At 55.8% G+C, this 16669-nt stretch carries 9 protein-coding genes and 7 pseudogenes; 6 read left to right on the top strand and 10 right to left on the bottom strand.

What is annotated here, in order from left to right; translation table 11 throughout:
- The 4 genes and pseudogenes from TKWG_RS12270 to TKWG_RS12255 all read left to right on the top strand — a co-directional run bounded on the left by TKWG_RS12270 (window position 1) and on the right by TKWG_RS12255 (window position 5143).
- Window positions 1-1134: an SbcC/MukB-like Walker B domain-containing protein gene (locus TKWG_RS12270; RefSeq protein WP_014751138.1), complete on the top strand. Its 1134-nt coding sequence runs from the start codon at window positions 1-3 to the stop codon at window positions 1132-1134.
- Between the two features lie 270 nt (window positions 1135-1404).
- Entirely contained in the window at window positions 1405-2091 is a 687-nt protein-coding gene (locus TKWG_RS12265; RefSeq protein ID WP_014751137.1) for a response regulator transcription factor, read from the top strand.
- Window positions 2092-2157: 66 nt separating this feature from the next.
- On the top strand, window positions 2158-3264 hold the full coding sequence (locus TKWG_RS12260) for a sensor histidine kinase (RefSeq protein WP_014751136.1): 1107 nt from the start codon (window positions 2158-2160) through the stop codon (window positions 3262-3264).
- Window positions 3264-5143 (top strand): annotated as a pseudogene (locus tag TKWG_RS12255) (potassium transporter Kup). The gene TKWG_RS12260 and the pseudogene TKWG_RS12255 overlap by 1 nt, the downstream one beginning before the upstream one ends.
- A 337-nt stretch (window positions 5144-5480) precedes the next feature.
- Here the strand turns inward: TKWG_RS12255 and TKWG_RS12250 are convergent.
- Window positions 5481-6701, bottom strand: a complete 1221-nt coding sequence (locus TKWG_RS12250) for an argininosuccinate synthase (protein WP_014751135.1) — start codon at window positions 6699-6701, stop codon at window positions 5481-5483.
- Between the two features lie 193 nt (window positions 6702-6894).
- Window positions 6895-7845: an ornithine carbamoyltransferase gene (gene argF / locus TKWG_RS12245; protein ID WP_014751134.1), complete on the bottom strand. Its 951-nt coding sequence runs from the start codon at window positions 7843-7845 to the stop codon at window positions 6895-6897.
- A 282-nt stretch (window positions 7846-8127) separates the two neighbouring features.
- On the opposite strand from argF, the gene TKWG_RS24975 reads away from it, so the two are divergent.
- Window positions 8128-8427 carry a DUF3579 domain-containing protein gene (locus TKWG_RS24975; RefSeq protein ID WP_014751133.1) on the top strand — a complete coding sequence of 100 codons (300 nt, stop codon included), beginning with the start codon at window positions 8128-8130 and terminating at the stop codon, window positions 8425-8427.
- A 442-nt stretch (window positions 8428-8869) separates the two neighbouring features.
- Here the strand turns inward: TKWG_RS24975 and rpsT are convergent, their stop codons facing one another.
- The 8 genes and pseudogenes from rpsT to lpxK all read right to left on the bottom strand — a co-directional run.
- Window positions 8870-9136, bottom strand: a complete 267-nt coding sequence (rpsT, locus tag TKWG_RS12235; RefSeq protein ID WP_014751132.1) for a 30S ribosomal protein S20 — start codon at window positions 9134-9136, stop codon at window positions 8870-8872.
- A 191-nt stretch (window positions 9137-9327) separates the two neighbouring features.
- A pseudogene (gene murJ, locus TKWG_RS12230) lies at window positions 9328-10938 on the bottom strand (murein biosynthesis integral membrane protein MurJ).
- Window positions 10939-11020: 82 nt separating this feature from the next.
- Window positions 11021-11777, bottom strand: a pseudogene (locus TKWG_RS12225) (3-hydroxyacyl-CoA dehydrogenase).
- An 18-nt stretch (window positions 11778-11795) separates the two neighbouring features.
- On the bottom strand, window positions 11796-12455 hold the full coding sequence (gene adk, locus TKWG_RS12220) for an adenylate kinase (protein ID WP_014751130.1): 660 nt from the start codon (window positions 12453-12455) through the stop codon (window positions 11796-11798).
- A gap of 65 nt (window positions 12456-12520) precedes the next feature.
- Window positions 12521-13308 (bottom strand): annotated as a pseudogene (gene kdsB / locus TKWG_RS12215) (3-deoxy-manno-octulosonate cytidylyltransferase).
- 1 nt (window position 13309) lies between these two features.
- Window positions 13310-13486: a hypothetical protein gene (locus TKWG_RS24970; protein ID WP_238534457.1), complete on the bottom strand. Its 177-nt coding sequence runs from the start codon at window positions 13484-13486 to the stop codon at window positions 13310-13312.
- Window positions 13487-13546: 60 nt separating this feature from the next.
- Window positions 13547-13618: pseudogene (locus tag TKWG_RS26580) on the bottom strand (Trm112 family protein); the annotation flags it as partial.
- A gap of 148 nt (window positions 13619-13766) precedes the next feature.
- Window positions 13767-14647: pseudogene (gene lpxK, locus TKWG_RS12205) on the bottom strand (tetraacyldisaccharide 4'-kinase); the annotation flags it as partial.
- A 667-nt stretch (window positions 14648-15314) separates the two neighbouring features.
- Here lpxK and xseA point away from each other — a divergent pair.
- Window positions 15315-16621, top strand: a pseudogene (gene xseA, locus TKWG_RS12195) (exodeoxyribonuclease VII large subunit).
- Window positions 16622-16669 lie beyond the last annotated feature (48 nt).

Below are 16669 nucleotides of genomic sequence, written 5' to 3'. Positions count from 1 at the left end.
ATGCTCGAGCAGGAACTGCCCGAGCACGCGCGGTCCGAAGCCCTGTTGCGTTTGCAAATCGACAGGTTAACGCAGCAGATTGAAGAGCTGACCCAGGCATGGCGTCAGGCAGAGAACATCGTTCGGCAGCGGGAGGACCAGATACTGGGTTTGCAGTCTACGATCGCTGCGCTGCAGGCGCAATTGGCGCAGGATAAGCAGCTTCATGCGGCTGCGATGCAGCAGTACGAGCACGCCCTGCAGCGCAGCGAGTTTGCAGATACTGCGAATTGGCAGGCCGCGCAACGGGATGAAGCGCAATGCGCAGCACTGCAAAGTGCGATAGATGGCTATTACGAAGCATTGCATCAGACTCGCGGGCGGTACGCCGAGCTGGGTAAGGCGCTCGACGGCCTGGTTCAACCCGATCTTGATCAATATGCGCGCGAGGCGCAGGACGCAGCTACAGTTGCCCAGCAAGCCGAATTGGCCTGGCAGCAGGTTCGTGATCGCCTGCTGGCACTTACCACCTTGCAGGAGCGGCTCGTAAAAATCAGAACAAGCAGTGCGGCTCTGGATGAAGAATATGCGGTGTATGGCACACTCAGCGATGTTGCTTCGGGACGCCAGGGTAGCAAAGTCAGCCTGCAGCGTTTTGTGCTGAGCGTGCTGCTGGATGACGTGCTGATCGGTGCATCGCTGCGGCTTCGTAAAATGAGTCGCGGGCGCTATCAGCTGATGCGCCGTGAACAGGCGGGTCGTGGCGCCTCGGGTCTGGATCTGGACGTCATGGATGAGTACACCGGCCAGCAGCGCGCCGTTGCAACGCTGTCTGGCGGTGAATCGTTCATGGCGGCGCTGGCCCTGGCCCTGGGCTTGTCCGATGTCGTGCAGGCCTATGCCGGCGGGATTCGTCTTGATACCCTGTTCATTGATGAGGGTTTCGGTAGTCTGGATGCCGAGTCGCTGGAGTTGGCCATACGAACGCTCGTCGATCTGCAGGCTGGAGGCAGAACCATCGGCATCATCTCCCATGTCAGTGAACTCAAAGAGCAGATGTCGTTGCGGGTGGATGTGATTCCGCACGTGTCGGGCAGCCGGATTCGCGTACAGGCGCCCGGGGTTATGGACACGCAATTGCTGCACAGCAACTGAACGGCAATATCGGGCGCGATGGCATTAACTTACTGCATACGTGGTACGCCAGCGGCATTGTGCCACGGTCTGTAGGCGACAAGGGCCTTGCCTGGCGTCCTGAGCGCCGGGCTCATCGGCCGCTCACTTGCGCAGGTGCACAAAAAAATCAAAAGCCATCGGGAGAAATTGAGTAGAATAATGGTCTGGTCTCAATTTAAGTGATTGAAATTTCAGCTTTTTGTCAGAAAGTTGGGTAGAGCTGACCGTTAAACTACAGGCAGAATCAATATGCGAATTTTAGTAATCGAAGATGACAATATTCTGGGTTCAGCCCTGCAAGAGTTTCTGCGCGAACAGGGATATGCTGTCGATTGGGTCTCCAACGGTAGCCAGGTTTTTGGCGCAGTGTCGGGCCAGGTGTACCAGTTGCTTATTCTTGACCTGAATTTGCCGGATATGAACGGACTGGAGGTTCTCAAGCAATTGCGGGCGCAAGGCCATCAGGAGCCAACACTGATTCTGACCGCCCGCGACGATGTTGAAGATCGGGTTGCAGGGCTTGACGCAGGGGCCGATGATTACGTGACCAAGCCGTTTGAGTTGTCCGAACTGGCCGCCCGGGTGCGTACCTTCGCGCGGCGCCAGTCCGGCCAGTCCAGTCCGGTCATAGAAGTGGGGCCGTTGCAGTTTGATACGGTCGGCCGCGAGGTGCGCGCCCACGGCGAACGGCTGAATCTCTCTGTGCGCGAGTTGTCGGTGCTCGAAATGCTGATGGCCCGCCCTGGTAGAGTGGTAACCAAGCGACAGATCGTCAATTCGCTTTCGGCCTGGGATGCAGATTTCAGCGAAAATGCGGTCGAGGTTTATGTATACCGTCTGCGCAAGCGCCTGGAGGGCACCGGTACGTCGATCCAGACCGTACGCGGGTTTGGCTACCTGCTTGAAATAGATGATGCGGCTGGCACCACGGCCTGAGAAAACATTGAACCAGCCCGGGCTATGCTCTAGAATCTGCGGCAGGACTTCCTTTTCTCTTATTCCATGACCAATCCCCAACATGGCGGTGCCCGACGCAGTAGTTCTTTTCTTCAGAAAGGATCCCTGTTTCGTCATTTGATCATCCGACTGATCCCGGCGCTGCTGGTCCTCATTATTCTTGATTTCAGCGCAACCCTGTTGATCATGCAGGATGCACTTGACTGGGTGGTCAAGGACATTTTCATTGTCATTATCATTGGGCAGTTGCTGCTGGTGGCCCTGTTTGCCTGGCTGGTCTTTTATGGCGTGCGCTCGGGGCTGCGTTCGGTCAATATGCTGGCTGGAGAAATTTCCCAGCGCTCTGAAGAGGACCTGCAACCCATTGAATTGCACAATGTGCCCACCGAGCTGCTGCCTTTGCTGGATCGCCTGAACGATTTGTTGCGCAAGCTGGATGAATCCCTGGTGGCTCAGCGCCGCTTTATTGGACACGCGGCGCATCAGTTCCGCACACCCCTGGCCGGCCTGCGCCTGGAATCGGAACTGATGCTGGCACGCACACTGCCTGATGACGTCAGAGAGCGTGCCGAGAGAATCAAAACCATCAGCAACCGTCTTATCCACCTGGGGCAGCAATTGCTGGTGCTGGCCCGGGCCGATCCGGGCATCCGTCCCCAGGATGTATTTACAAAAATCAATTTATGCGAATGGGTGCAGAACGCCGGTCTGGAATGGGTGCCCAAGACGCGGCAGCATGGCGTTGACCTTGTTCTGGATGCCCCAGATACCGCGGTGTGGATAGACGGGGATGTCCTGCTGCTGGAAGAGTTGCTGGGTAACCTGATCGACAACGCGCTCAAGTACGCCCAGGGGGCAAATAATATTACGCTGACTGTGGGATCCAACCCGCCATCGCTCACTGTACGTGACGATGGTTGCGGCATTGATCCCGAAGATGCGGCACAGATTTTCGATGCTTTTTACCGGTCGCCCAAGGCAGGTGCCACAGGAACTGGTCTGGGCCTGACGATCGTGCGCGAAATTACCCGTGCCCACGGCGCCTGGTGGAGCCTGCTGAGCCGGCCGCAAATCCAGGGTACGCAAATTACAGTGATTTTTCCCGGGCCACGTATCGGCACCCGACTTACCCGTTCAAAGGTTGATAAATAATGCAACAGGATTCAAAGAAATCTCCTGGCGCCGGCATGTTGCTTGGTGCCCTGGGCGTGGTCTACGGCGATATCGGCACCAGCCCGCTGTACACCATCCAGGCCAGTCTGAACGGCGCCGGCGTTGGCGTAGGGCAGGATGCGGTACTGGGTATCCTGTCCATCCTGTTCTGGCTGGTAATGATCGTGGTTTCGGTCAAATATGTCATTCTTGTGCTACGTGCAGACAATAAGGGCGAGGGTGGGGTGCTGGCGCTGATGGAACTGGCGATCCGCAATATCAAACCCGGCTATCGGCCGATTCTGCTCGTGCTCGGCATTTTCGGCGCCTGCCTGTTCTATGGCGATAGTGTGATTACTCCGGCCATTTCGGTTCTATCTGCGCTGGAGGGCATCAGTGTCGTTTCGGACCGGCTTGATCACTGGATTCTGCCGCTATCGGTCATCATCATGATCGGCCTGTTTATGATCCAGTCCCACGGCACCGGGCTGGTCGGCCGTCTGTTCGGGCCGATCATGTTTGTCTGGTTCTTTGCCCTGGCATTGCTGGGTATCTGGAATATTATCGACAATCCGGTGGTGCTGTTGGCGCTTGAGCCGATTTATGCCTGGCGCTTTATCATGAATGACCCGGTGCATAGCTTTTTGCTGCTCGGATACGTGGTGCTCGCGCTGACCGGCGCTGAAGCGCTCTATGCTGATATGGGTCATTTCGGACGACCGGCTATCAGCCGAGCCTGGTTCTGGTTTGTATTGCCCGCCTTGCTGCTTTGTTATTTCGGTCAGGGTGCCATGGTAATTCAGAACCCGGCCGCAGCAAAGAATCCGTTTTTCATGTCCGTGCCGGTCTGGGGACAAATTCCCATGGTCATTCTGGCGACTATGGCCACCATCATTGCCTCTCAGGCTGTCATTTCAGGTGCGTTTTCGGTTACGCGCCAGGCGGTGCAGATTGGTCTGTGGCCACGCATGGAAATCCTGCATACCTCAAGCGAAGAAGAAGGGCAGATTTACATGCCGCGCGTCAATGGGCTGCTTTTTGTTGCCGTGGTTGTACTTGTGCTGGTGTTCCAGAGTTCTGAAAAGCTTGCCCATGCATACGGTTTTGCCGTGACAGGTACGATGCTGATTACGTCGATTCTGGCCTTCAGCGTGATGCCCGGAATGTATAAGGGCTTTCGTCGAACCATTATTTACGTGCTGCTGTGCATCTTTCTGATTATCGACGTCCTGCTGTTTTCGGCCAATGCCATCAAGATCGAAGAGGGCGGCTGGCTGCCATTGCTCATTGCCCTGGGCCTGTTTACGCTGATGATGACCTGGCGCAAGGGACGGGAACGCCTGGATCGGATTGATATTGACGAGGCGCAACAGCTCAAGCCTTTTCTGAATATGCTGTTGCACGATACTGTACCCCGCGTTCCTGGCACAGCGGTATTCATGCATTCGAATCCGCAGCGTGTGCCGTCAGCCTGTTGCATAACCTGAAGCACAACAAGGTGTTGCACGAGCAATTGGTCTTTTTGTCGGTGAAAAGCGCCGATGTGCCTTTTATCTCGCAGGAAGACCGGTTTGTGATTTCCGAGGTTGATGCCAACGCATGGCAGGTCACGGCGACCTATGGGTTCAAGCAGGAGCCCAATGTACCCGAAGTGCTCGAGCAGGTTCACGCTGCGCATCCGCAGATTGATTTGTCGCCTATGGTGGTGTCCTACTTTATGTCGCGCCAGACCATCATGGTGTCAAACCGTGCGCCATTGATCAAGCGCTACCGCCGCAGGCTGTTTGCCTTCATGTCCCGCAACGCAGCGCGCAGTACGCGTTTTTACAAGATACCTCCCAATCGCGTGATTGAAATGGGAATACAGGTCGAACTGTAGTCTGGCGTGTTCGTTCGCAGGCTGAGGTGCTTATGGTAAATCCGGCAGCGCATGCAGCAAGGCAGCAATGACGCGGCGAGGTAGTAACTACCTTGCCGGGCAGATTAATGACATGCCAAAGTAGTAATGGTGGGCAAGGCAACAACAACGAGCATGCGATTTAACGACGACGCGCGGCAACCAAGGGTAGCGCATGCCGCTCAGGCCTGCACGGCGGCAGCTCCTTCGGTGCTTATGCACCGCCTATGGGGGATGGGCTGGCGGTTTCGAGCATTCGCGCAGATAAAATAAAACCGCCGGTCACGCCGGCGGTCTGTTTATGGACGTGCGCAAAAATTTATTTACGACCGGCTGTGGTTTCAATGCGCATACGCAGTGCGTTCAGCTTGATGAATCCGCCGGCGTCGGCCTGGTTGTACGCACCGCCGTCATCATCAAAAGTGGCAATGGTTTTGTCAAACAGGGTGTCTTTGGAATCACGGGAGACGGTGTAAACATTGCCTTTGTACAGTTTCAGGCGCACCCAGCCGTTGACGAACTGTTGTGAATGATCAATCAGCACCTGCAGCGCCTTGCGCTCCGGAGACCACCAGTACCCGTTATAGATCAGCGCTGCATAGCGAGGCATCAGGTCGTCTTTCAGGTGGGCAACTTCGCGGTCAAGGGTAATGGATTCGATGGCGCGATGTCCGCGCAGCATGATGGTGCCGCCCGGTGTTTCGTAGCATCCGCGGGATTTCATACCGACATAGCGGTTTTCGACCAGGTCAAGACGTCCGATGCCATGTTTGCCGCCCAGTTCGTTCAGTTTGGTCAGCACCTGGGCCGGTGTGAGCTTTTCGCCGTTGATGCCGACGATATCGCCACGTTCATATTCCAGATCTACATATTCAGGAGTATCGGGTGCCTGTTCCGGGGAGACCGTCCAGCGCCACATGCTTTCTTCGGCTTCGGCCTTGGGGTCTTCCAGGTGACGGCCTTCGAAGCTGATATGCAGCAGATTGGCATCCATGGAATAAGGTGCGCCCCCATTCTTGTGTTTCATATCGATTTCGATGCCTGCTTTTTCAGCGTAGGACAGCAGTTTTTCGCGCGACAGCAGGTCCCATTCACGCCATGGCGCAATAACCTTGATGGCGGGGTTCAACGCGTAATAGCCCAGTTCGAAACGAACCTGGTCGTTACCTTTGCCGGTTGCGCCATGTGATACGGAATCAGCACCCACCTGATTGGCAATTTCAATCTGGCGCTTGGCAATCAGCGGACGGGCAATAGAGGTGCCCAGCAGATATTCGCCTTCGTATACTGCATTGGCGCGAAACATGGGGAAAACGAAATCACGCACGAATTCTTCGCGCAAGTCGTCAATGAAAATGTTCTCGGGCTTGATGCCGAATTTTTCAGCCTTGCGGCGTGCCGGCTCGAGCTCCTCGCCCTGTCCGATATCGGCGGTAAACGTAATGACTTCACACTGATAGGTGTCTTGCAGCCACTTCAGAATGACTGAGGTATCAAGACCGCCGGAGTAGGCGAGAACAACTTTTTTGACTTCGCTCATTAGGAACTCGTATATTTAGCAGGTTGTTAGAAATAGCGGGGTTGTCGGGCTGAGGCGGACCACCGGATGTCCGGCAGCGCGCGACGCTGCATCAGGGTTTGTGGCAGATATGGCCATGAAACTGTTGCAGCGGCGCGTGTTCAGGTGCGACGCATAGACGGTATTTTAGCGCGTTTCATGATTGCTGACAGTCTTACGCTTGTACGTCGGGCAATCGTCCGAGCAGCAGAAATTCCATCAAGGCCTTCTGCGCATGCAGACGATTTTCCGCTTCGTCCCAGACAACACTTTGCGGGCCGTCAATCACCTCGCCGGTGACTTCTTCGCCACGGTGCGCAGGCAGGCAATGCATAAACAATGCGTCCGCTTGCGCAGCCTGCATGACCTGGCTGTTGACCTGCCAGTTTTTGAACGCGCGTTTGCGTTTTTCGTTTTCTTCTTCGTAACCCATGCTGGTCCACACATCGGTGGTGACCAGGCTGGCACCGCGGCATGCTGCGGCCGGGTCGTCAAACTGTTCCAGCACATCGCTGGATACCCCGGCAATCCGGTCCTCTTCCAGGCGGTAACCTTTGGGGGCAGAGACATGCATCTTGAAACCCAGCAATTGGGCCGCCTGTATCCAGGTATAGGCCATATTGTTGGCGTCACCAATCCAGGCAACGGTTTTGCCCTTGATGGCGCCGCGATGCTCCATATAAGTCAGGATATCGGCCAGGATCTGGCAGGGATGAAATTCGTTGGTCAGCCCATTGATGACCGGCACGCGCGAGTGGGCGGCAAAGCGCTCGATACGCGTCTGTTCAAAGGTACGGATCATGATGATGTCGACCATCCGGGAAATTACGCGCGCAGTATCTTCTATCGGTTCGGCGCGGCCCAGTTGCGAATCGGTGGTGGTCAGGTGAATCACCGAGCCGCCCATTTGGTACATGCCTGCCTCAAACGAGACACGGGTGCGGGTGCTGGCTTTTTCAAAAACCATCGCCAGCGTGCGGTCATGTAGCGGCATGTGCGGCTCGTATCGCTTGAATTTGCTTTTGATGATCAGCGCGCGATTGAGCACGTAGAGAAGTTCGTCAGAAGTAAAGTCTTTGATCTGCAGGAAATGCCGCATCGGGCCGGTCGATTGCAAGGTTGTCATGGCAGGATGATTCAGTCGCTAACGTAAACAAATAAACAGGTAAGTAGTACGAAACAGAAAAACAGTATGAAATCGGAAAAAAAACAGCTTCCGGCAACACTCCGCGAGGAGGCGCCAGGCGCTTGTCTTGAGAGGGAATGGGCGTGTTCCGGCACCGGGATATATCTGTTGTTTCTTTCATATAACCCGGCAAATTGCCGGTGTCGCCAGACGCTATCATATACAATTCTGTCTTTAGTATATCTTTGTTCTCTGACGGTTTTTATCGCAAGAGACTTTTTCTTGAAGATAATTGAAGTGCAACAATTAATTATCCACGGAGTGACCGAAGAAGGCCAGCGCTTTCGCCCGAGCGACTGGGCGGAAAGGCTCGCCGGCGTGATGTCGCATTTTCGTCCCGGTGGCAATGTTGGCCCGGGCAATCACATCACCTATTCGCCCTATGTTGTGCCCAATATCATTGATGGCGTCAAATGTGTGATTGTTGACTTTCGTCTGCGCGAACTTGAGCCCCTGGCCTGGAAATTTGTTGCAGACTTTGCCAAAGATAACAAACTCAAAACGTCCGAACGGACACGCTGATTTTTTTCGGCCTTTCCCTTTTACTTCCGGACTTTTACTTGCGGCTTTTTACGCCACGATTTTCAAATCCGTTCTTGTCATTTGACCTGTTTTGTCGATTCGGGTGTGGCTGCGTGCGTGTAGCCCGCCGTTGGTGGGATGTGGTTACCGGAGTGGCCAGTCATGCGCCCAGCAACTATCGGCAGGCGTGGATAAGCTGTCGTGGCGGCTGCTGGGAAGAAAGCGCGGCTCAACTCAATAGGGAAGGGATTGCCTGGAAGGGGCGTGGGGGTACATCGGTATATCGGCCGGCAAAGGCCGACAAAGCATAAAGCGCGGCTCAAAGCCACGCTTTATGCTTACCATTGACGCAAACCGTGAAGCTTGCCGGTATTTGAGGCGATGCGGCTTGGTGCGCGCTATCGCTTATCCTGCCCCGGCAAGGTACTGCCAGAGATGCAGATCAGGCGCTGATTGCGCGGATTGCGGCAGACAGGCGGCTTTTGTGACGAGCAGCTTTGTTTTTATGGATGATTTTTTTGTCAGCTACGCGATCAATAACGCTGGTTGCCTTGGCAAACACTTCGTTTGCGGCAGTCTGGTCGCCGGCATCAATTGCCTGACGTACGCGTTTGACAGACGTGCGCAGCAGTGAGCGCAGGCTGGAGTTGTGTTTGTTACGAGCAACGGATTGACGTGCACGTTTGCGTGCTTGTGCAGTATTGGCCATGGTAGTTCTTTAATTAAGTTAATTCAGCAAAGTCTGGTAGTTTAGCATATTCATCGTGTTATGCAAGAAATCTGTGCAAAAACACCGGTTTACGCCGTATTTTTACAGATTTGTGCGCTCAGGACAACAGCTATCCCGCACTGGCGGCCTCGTAATCCCAGGTGCCGTTGCAGGTACGGGCATAGTTGCGGCTAGCGACGGCGCGTAAAATCGGCCGGTCGAAACCCAACCAGAAACAGCGCAGCAAAGTAGACCAACCCGCAGGAAACCAGCAGGGTAAGCAATGTGAGCAGGCGCGACAGGGTAAAGGTTACATGCGCCGGCAACAGTTGCTCCAATGCGCCGTTGATCCAGGTGTTGATGGTGCCCGGGGTCAGGACGGTCCAGCTCATATACTGCTGCAAAAACAGAATCCACAAGGCCAATGCGAGCACGGCAGGCGCCAGTCTTGCAAAAAACACCAGCCATCCTGCGCGAGGCTGGTAGATATTTTTGCGGCGCAGTCCCACCAGCAGACACAGTGCGTTCACTGTCGCACCAAGCCCGATGGACAGTGCAAGGCCGGCGTGGTGAATGAACGGGACAAAAATCAGATTCATGATTTGGGTAAAAATAAGGACGCCAATGGCGATTTTTACCGGTGTCCGAATGTCCTGTTTGGCGTAGAAACCGGGCGCCAGGATCTTGACGGCCAGAATACCGATCAGTCCGACCGCATACGCCATGACCGACAGGCGAGTTTGCTGCACGTCGGCGGCATTGAAAGCCCCGTAGTTGAACAGGGTGGCGACCAGGGCGTCCGAAGCTAGCGCCAGCCCCAGGCAGCCGGTAAACCGAGCAGCAGCACCAGTTTCAGGCCCCAATCGAGCAAATGGCTATAGGCTTGCGTATCTTGTTTGCTATGTGCGGCTGACAGGCTGGGCAGCAGCACTGTTCCCAGCGCAACCCCCAGCAGGGCGGTGGGAAACTCCATCAGCCGGTCGGCAAATGAGAGCCATGTGACGCTGCCGGCAGGCAGCCAGGTCGCGATATTGGTGTTGATCAGAATGGAAATCTGGGCGACAGACACCCCCAGTGTTGCCGGACCCATCTGGCGGATGATCCTGCGCACCAGCGGATCGGCCCAGGCTTTTCTGACATTCAATGAAAACCGGGGGATCAGCCCAGCCGTGCCAGCGCCACCCATTGCATGACCAGTTGGGCGACACCGCCAAGCATGACGCCGACAGCCAGGGCGTATACGGGTGTGGCAAACAGATCCGTAAACAGTACGCAGGCCAGAATCATCGACAGATTCAGCAGGATAGGCGTGAACGCCGGGATGGCGAACCGGCTCCAGGTGTTGAGCACAGCAGAGGCAAAGGCGACCAGCGACATGCACAGGATGTACGGGAACATTACCCGTGTCATCCATACGGCTGATTCAAAAGCGGTATCCGTGGAGGCGTGGGACATCCCGGTAGCCATCGCGGTAACCACCCATGGCGCAGCGATAATGCCCAGGATGGTGATCAGCATCAGCGCATAAAGCAGGACGATAAAGACATGATCCAGCAGTACCTTGACCTTGTCCTGGTCGTGCCGATTGCGGCTTCGCCAAGAATCGGCACGAACGCCTGGGAGAAAGCGCCTTCCGCGAACAGGCGACGCAGCAGATTGGGAATCCGGAATGCGACCCAGAACGCGTCGGTCAGCGGGCTGGCGCCGAACGTTCTGGCAACCAGGATATCGCGGGCCAGGCCCGAAATGCGCGATAGCAGGGTGAGGCCGCTGATGGTGGCGGCAGACCGTAAAAGGCTCATGGATTTGTCAGAAAAAAACAAGGCACGTGAATATTACGCCTTTGGCGAACTCACGTGCCTGTGATCGGGATGACAGTAAAAATTATTTTGGCGCAAGCCGGATGGCGCCGTCAAGTCGAATGGTCTCACCGTTGATCATTTCGTTGGTGATGATGCTATAGACCAGCTTGGCGTAATCCTGTGGTGTTCCCAGGCGTGACGGGAACGGGATGTTGGCCGCCAGCGAGTCCTGTACTTCCTGAGGCATGCCAAAAATCATGGGCGTGCCGAAAATACCGGGTGCGATGGTGTTGCAGCGGATGCCGGAGCGGGCCAGATCGCGGGCAACGGGTAAAGTCATGCCGACGACGCCGGCTTTTGAGGCCGAATAGGCGGCCTGGCCGATCTGCCTTCATAGGCGGCCACCGATGCCGTGTTGATGATGACGCCGCGTTCCCCTGTGGTTCCGGCTCGTTGCTGTTCATGGCGCTTGCGGCCAGGCGTAACATATTGAAGGAACCGATCAGGTTAACAGCAATAACTTTCTGGAAAAGATCAAGGGGGTGTGCGCCGGTTTTGCCAACCGTGCGCGAGGCCGGTGCGATGCCCGCGCAGTTGACCAGACCCACCAGTTTTCCGGCAGCGGTGGCGGCGTTCACGACAGCGTTGCCGTCTTCTTCACGGGTCACGTCGCAATGCACATATTGCTGGTTCAGTTCGCTGGCAAGCTGCTGGCCTGGCTCATCCTGAACATCGGCAATAATTACCCGCGCACCCTGTTCGACCAGCATTCTGGCCGTGCCAGCGCCCAGGCCCGATGCGCCACCGGTAACGATAAAAACTTTATCCCTGATTTCCACTTTGCTTTCCTCGCGAGATTAAGATTGACTCAACGCTTGTTCGATACGGCGGGTAATTTCTTCTACCTTGCCGACCCCTGAAATATGGACATATTGCGGCGCTTTGGGATCTTTCTGTGCAGCCCAGTCGGAGTAGTACTTGACCAGGGGGCGCGTCTGGTTGCGATACACTTCCAGACGTTTTCTGACAGTTTCTTCCTGGTCATCGTCGCGCTGCACCAGTGTTTCGCCGGTCAGGTCGTCCTTGCCTTCCACTTTAGGCGGATTGAACCGCAAATGATAGGTGCGTCCGCTGGCGGGGTGCACGCGACGCCCGCTCATGCGCTCGATGATGTCCTCTTCGGGAACATCAATCTCAATGACGTAGTCCAGGCCGATATCGGCATTTTTCAATGCATCAGCTTGTGGAATCGTGCGTGGAAAACCATCAAACAGGTAACCTTTTTTGCAGTCATCTTCAAGCAGGCGGTCCTTGACCAGCCGGATGATAATGTCGTCGGACACCAGTCCGCCATTATCCATCACTTGTTTCGCCTCGAGGCCGACAGGAGTTTGGGCTTTGACCGCTGCACGCAACATGTCGCCCGTGGAAATTTGCGGAATACCGTATTTCCGGGTGATAAAAGTTGCCTGAGTGCCTTTGCCTGCGCCTGGTGGCCCTAACAAAATGAGACGCATGGATCCCTCCTGGATGTTGTTATGTGTTACTGACGGAATGCTATTTTATATGATGCATTGCAAAATTAAACCGAGTTGCGGTAAAAACCGCGAACTCGATCGAGATCTTCCTGTGTATCGACGCCCGGCATGGGTGCGCTGGCGGTCACCAGCACATGAATGCGAAAGCCGTGCTCCAGTGCCCGGAGCTGTTCGAGTGACTCGAAGGTTTCCAGCGCCCCCTGACTGAGGGACGGAAAAATTTTCAGGAACCCGCTACGATAAGCGTATAAGCCAATATGATGCAATGCGGGAAAACCTGTAGGCAGCTCTGACGGTACGGTCCCGAAATCGCCGTTACCGGCAGCAAAATGGTTGCGTGCCCACGGAATGGCGCCCGGGAAAAATACAGCGCGTATTGGTCAGAGGAGCAAACGACCTTGACAATATTCGGATTGAAAAAATCCTGCCGGTCAGCCAGCGGATAGGCGCAGGTTGATATGGCGGCTGCGCTGTGCGCCTGCAGATCGCCGGCTGTCAGATTGATGATGTCCGGTTCGATCATGGGTTCATCGCCCTGAACGTTAACGATGACCTGATCATCGGGCAGCGCCAGCTGGGCAACGACTTCGGCCAGCCTGTCGGTGCCAGAAGGGTGATCGGCTCGGGTGAGCAAAGGCGTGAAGCCGTGATGGCGCACGACATTGGCAATGTGCGGGTCATCTGTGGCGATATAAACCTGGCTGGCCGCAGAGCGTGCTGCCTGCTGGGCCGTACGCACGACCATGGGCAGCCCGCCGATGTCGGCCAGCATTTTACCGGGCAGCCGGGTAGAGGCGGCGCGCGCCGGCACAACGACAATAAAGCCTGTCATATTAATCTGTGGCGCCGGGTGTGGCGGAGCCGGATTGGCCGGATCCCGTTGTCTTGCTGTCGGTTGGTTTTGGCGTCGGGTCTGCGGCGGACTCGCTCGGACGACTGTCCTGGGGACGAGCACCTGTTGCCGATGAGTCGTGATTCTGACTGAGCGCGCGGGCCTCTTCCTTGAGCATGATGGGTATACCGTTTCGGATGGGGTAGGCCAGTTGGTCGTACTGACAGATCAGTTCCTGCTCACTCTGATCATGGCGCAGCGGGCTGTTGCACAGCGGGCAGACGAGGAGCTTGAGAAAATGCGTGTCCATAGTAAGTGTGGTGTAATCGATTGAATGGATCAGTATACCGGTAATGATTTGAGTTGTTCGGCGATTCGGTCAAAAAAAACTGCATCGGAAAACCGAGGGCGACTTCCATGCTCCACAGGCGCTCGTCCTGCATGGCCTGGCATTTGGCCGCGTCTTTTGCTGTCATCAGAATCACGTCGGCATCAATGGCGCGAATCTCGGACACCGAATAGGCGTGATGATCGGGGAAGGCGATGGTTTGCTGCGCGCCGATACCCGCATGGGCCAGAGTCCGGAAAAATCGTGGCGGATGACCGATGCCTGCAATGGCAGCAATGCGCTGTCCCAGGTGCTCTGTCACCCATTGCGCCGCCGGCATGCTCCGACCGGAGCGCAAATGCACCATGCAGGTTGGGTGCAATTGCATGTTCACCTGCTGCGGCTTGCGCGGCTGGCCTGGGTCAGGGGTATCTGGCGCCGGCTCTGCAACGGGCTCATCTGCAGGGGTATTGATGATCAGATAATCAACTGATGCCAGTCTGGTAGCCGGTTCGCGCAAGGGACCGGCAGGCAACAGGCGGCCATTGCCGATGCCGCGGCTGTCCTGCACCGCGATTTCGATATCGCGCCCGAGGGCAAGGTGTTGCAGGCCATCGTCGGCGATGATGACCGTGGTGTCCGGATACTGTTGCAACAGGCAGTGCGCAGCCCGCGCCCGGTCCGGGTGTATCGCGACGGGCGCACGCGTGCAAGCATGGCGGGCTCATCTCCCAGGTAAGCGGCCTCGACCTGGGTGCCGTGGCCATGGCGAGGCTCGGGACCAACGGCAACGCCATAGCCGCGACTGACTACGCCGGGGCGCCAGCCGCGTTGCCGCAACGCAGCGATCAGGCTCAGAACAAATGGGGTTTTACCGGTGCCGCCAACAAAAATATTGCCTACGACGATGACCGGGACCGGCAGGCGTTTCGGTTTTTTCAGGCCGTACCTGTAGAGGCCCTTGCGGATGGCTACGGCCAGGCGCGTGACCCACGACAGCGGCAGCAGCATGTTAGACAGCCATCCGCCGCTTTGCCATTGGCGCAGCAGGGTGTCGGTCAGGGTGGATTTTTTTTTCTGTACCATGGTCGGGTATGGTGACTGGCGTCCGGTAAAATCGGAAACGGCCAGTGTACTTGTTTCTTGTGCCGGAAAAGGACTTCATGAACCAGCGACGCAACGATGGTCACCCGGACCTATCGCGCCCATCGCGCCCATCGCTATCGATATCGCCGGATATCATGACTATTATCGCATCAAATCGGGACAGCGTTTTTTGAGCTGGCCGGCATTTGCACCGATGCCCGATTGCACAAATCGCTGGTTTAGAGAGCGACGGGCAAATCATGCAATGCACAAAATAAATGTCAAGTCGTGGCGCCAAAAATGGCAAATGTAACTACTCACATTTTCTGTGGATAATTCTGTGAATAAGATGCTGTAATGGCGTATCTACACAAGTGCCGGGCTTGTTTGCTTAATCATTGTGCAATTTAATTGAAATATTTATTTTTCTTTAAATTCAACAAGATATGAGATATTTCTGAGAAATCAAGTCAGGAAGCCATTGTAATGCGCCGAAAAAAAGCCCAGGCACTTGATTTTTAAATTATGTGGACAGTTTGGAATTGGAATTTTGGAAAATCAGGAAAATTACGACGTCTTGTCAAGCGAAAAAATGTTATCGGTCGCTCAACTGAACCGGCGCGTCGGTCGACTGCTTGAAGAAGGCGTACCCACGTTATGGGTTACGGGCGAGATTTCCAATTTTGTCCGGGCTTCCTCCGGTCACTGGTATTTCACCCTCAAGGACGATCGCGCCTCGGTACGTGCCGTGATGTTTCGCGGCAAGACCGCGCAGCTTGATTTTGTCCCTGCCTCGGGGGACCGGATTGACGTACGTGCACGCGTGACGTTGTACGAGCCTCGTGGCGATTATCAGTTGCAGGTCGAATCGATGCGTCGGGCGGGACAGGGCAATTTGTATGAACAATTCCTGGCCATTCGTGCCCGCCTTCAGCAAGAGGGTCTGCTGGATGCGTCACGCAAACGTCCGTTACCGGCATTTGCCCGTCGCGTCGGCGTCATTACTTCGCTTGGAGCGGCGGCCTTGCAGGATGTGCTCAGCGCGCTCACGCGCCGGGCACCGCATGTAAGCATCGTCATCTATCCGACCACGGTACAGGCAGGGATGCCGCCACCGAAATCATGAGTGCCCTGGCGCAGGCCCAGATGCGCAATGAAGTAGACGTCTTGCTGCTGGTTCGCGGGGGTGGCAGTATGGAAGACCTGTGGAGTTTCAACGATGAAGCGCTGGCCCGATTGATTGCGGCCAGCCGGATTCCGATCGTGTCGGGCGTAGGGCATGAAACCGACTTTACGATCGCCGACTTTGTCGCAGACCTGCGTGCACCTACACCAACGGCCGCCGCCGAGCAGGTCTGCCGGCCCCGGCAGGACATACTGAATGATATTGCCGGATTGACCAGCAGGCTGTCGCGACATCAGCAGCGTATGCTGGAACATTACAGTTTGCGGCTGGATCGCCTGACGGGACGGCTGGTGTCGCCGGCGCAGAAAATCCGTGCCGATCGGGTGCGAGTTGTGCATGCGGTCAGGCAACTTGATAGCCAATTGCGGACCGGCTTGACTCATAAAAGGAATCGGGTCGCCATGCTGACTCAGGCGCTGGAACATACCGCACCCCAGGTGACGCAAGCACGGAACCGGGTTGCAACGTTGCTGGCACGCCTGGATCGCGCGACAGATCGCGTCATCAGCCAGACGCAGCGCCGGTTCGAGCGCACCCATACACAATTTGAAACTATAAATCCGCGTGCCGTGCTGGGACGTGGCTATGCCATCGTCTATGATGAAGCAGGGCATGTACAGCGCGACCCTGGCGCGCTGCACGATGGACAGACCCTGAAGGTGGAACTGGAGAAAGGTACGCAGCAAGTCAGGGTCATTCCCAATCGCAGCTAGAATTTAAGGTATCATCAGAGGACCTTTTTCACTTTGACAAGGAGATCT

The organism is Advenella kashmirensis WT001 (genome assembly GCF_000219915.2).
GTDB classification, from domain to species: domain Bacteria; phylum Pseudomonadota; class Gammaproteobacteria; order Burkholderiales; family Burkholderiaceae_B; genus Advenella; species Advenella kashmirensis.
This window is presented reverse-complemented; position numbering and strand designations above follow the sequence as displayed.

Bases quoted from the DNA above. Each gene is read 5' to 3' on its own strand.
- TKWG_RS12270 (WP_014751138.1), top strand. From the start codon at position 1: ATGCTCGAGCAGGAACTGCCCGAGCACGCGCGGTCCGAAGCCCTGTTG.
- TKWG_RS12265 (WP_014751137.1), top strand. From the start codon at position 1,405: ATGCGAATTTTAGTAATCGAAGATGACAATATTCTGGGTTCAGCCCTG.
- TKWG_RS12260 (WP_014751136.1), top strand. From the start codon at position 2,158: ATGACCAATCCCCAACATGGCGGTGCCCGACGCAGTAGTTCTTTTCTT.
- TKWG_RS12250 (WP_014751135.1), bottom strand. From the start codon at position 6,701: ATGAGCGAAGTCAAAAAAGTTGTTCTCGCCTACTCCGGCGGTCTTGAT.
- argF (WP_014751134.1), bottom strand. From the start codon at position 7,845: ATGACAACCTTGCAATCGACCGGCCCGATGCGGCATTTCCTGCAGATC.
- rpsT (WP_014751132.1), bottom strand. From the start codon at position 9,136: ATGGCCAATACTGCACAAGCACGCAAACGTGCACGTCAATCCGTTGCT.
- adk (WP_014751130.1), bottom strand. From the start codon at position 12,455: ATGCGTCTCATTTTGTTAGGGCCACCAGGCGCAGGCAAAGGCACTCAG.
- TKWG_RS24970 (WP_238534457.1), bottom strand. From the start codon at position 13,486: ATGCTCAAGGAAGAGGCCCGCGCGCTCAGTCAGAATCACGACTCATCG.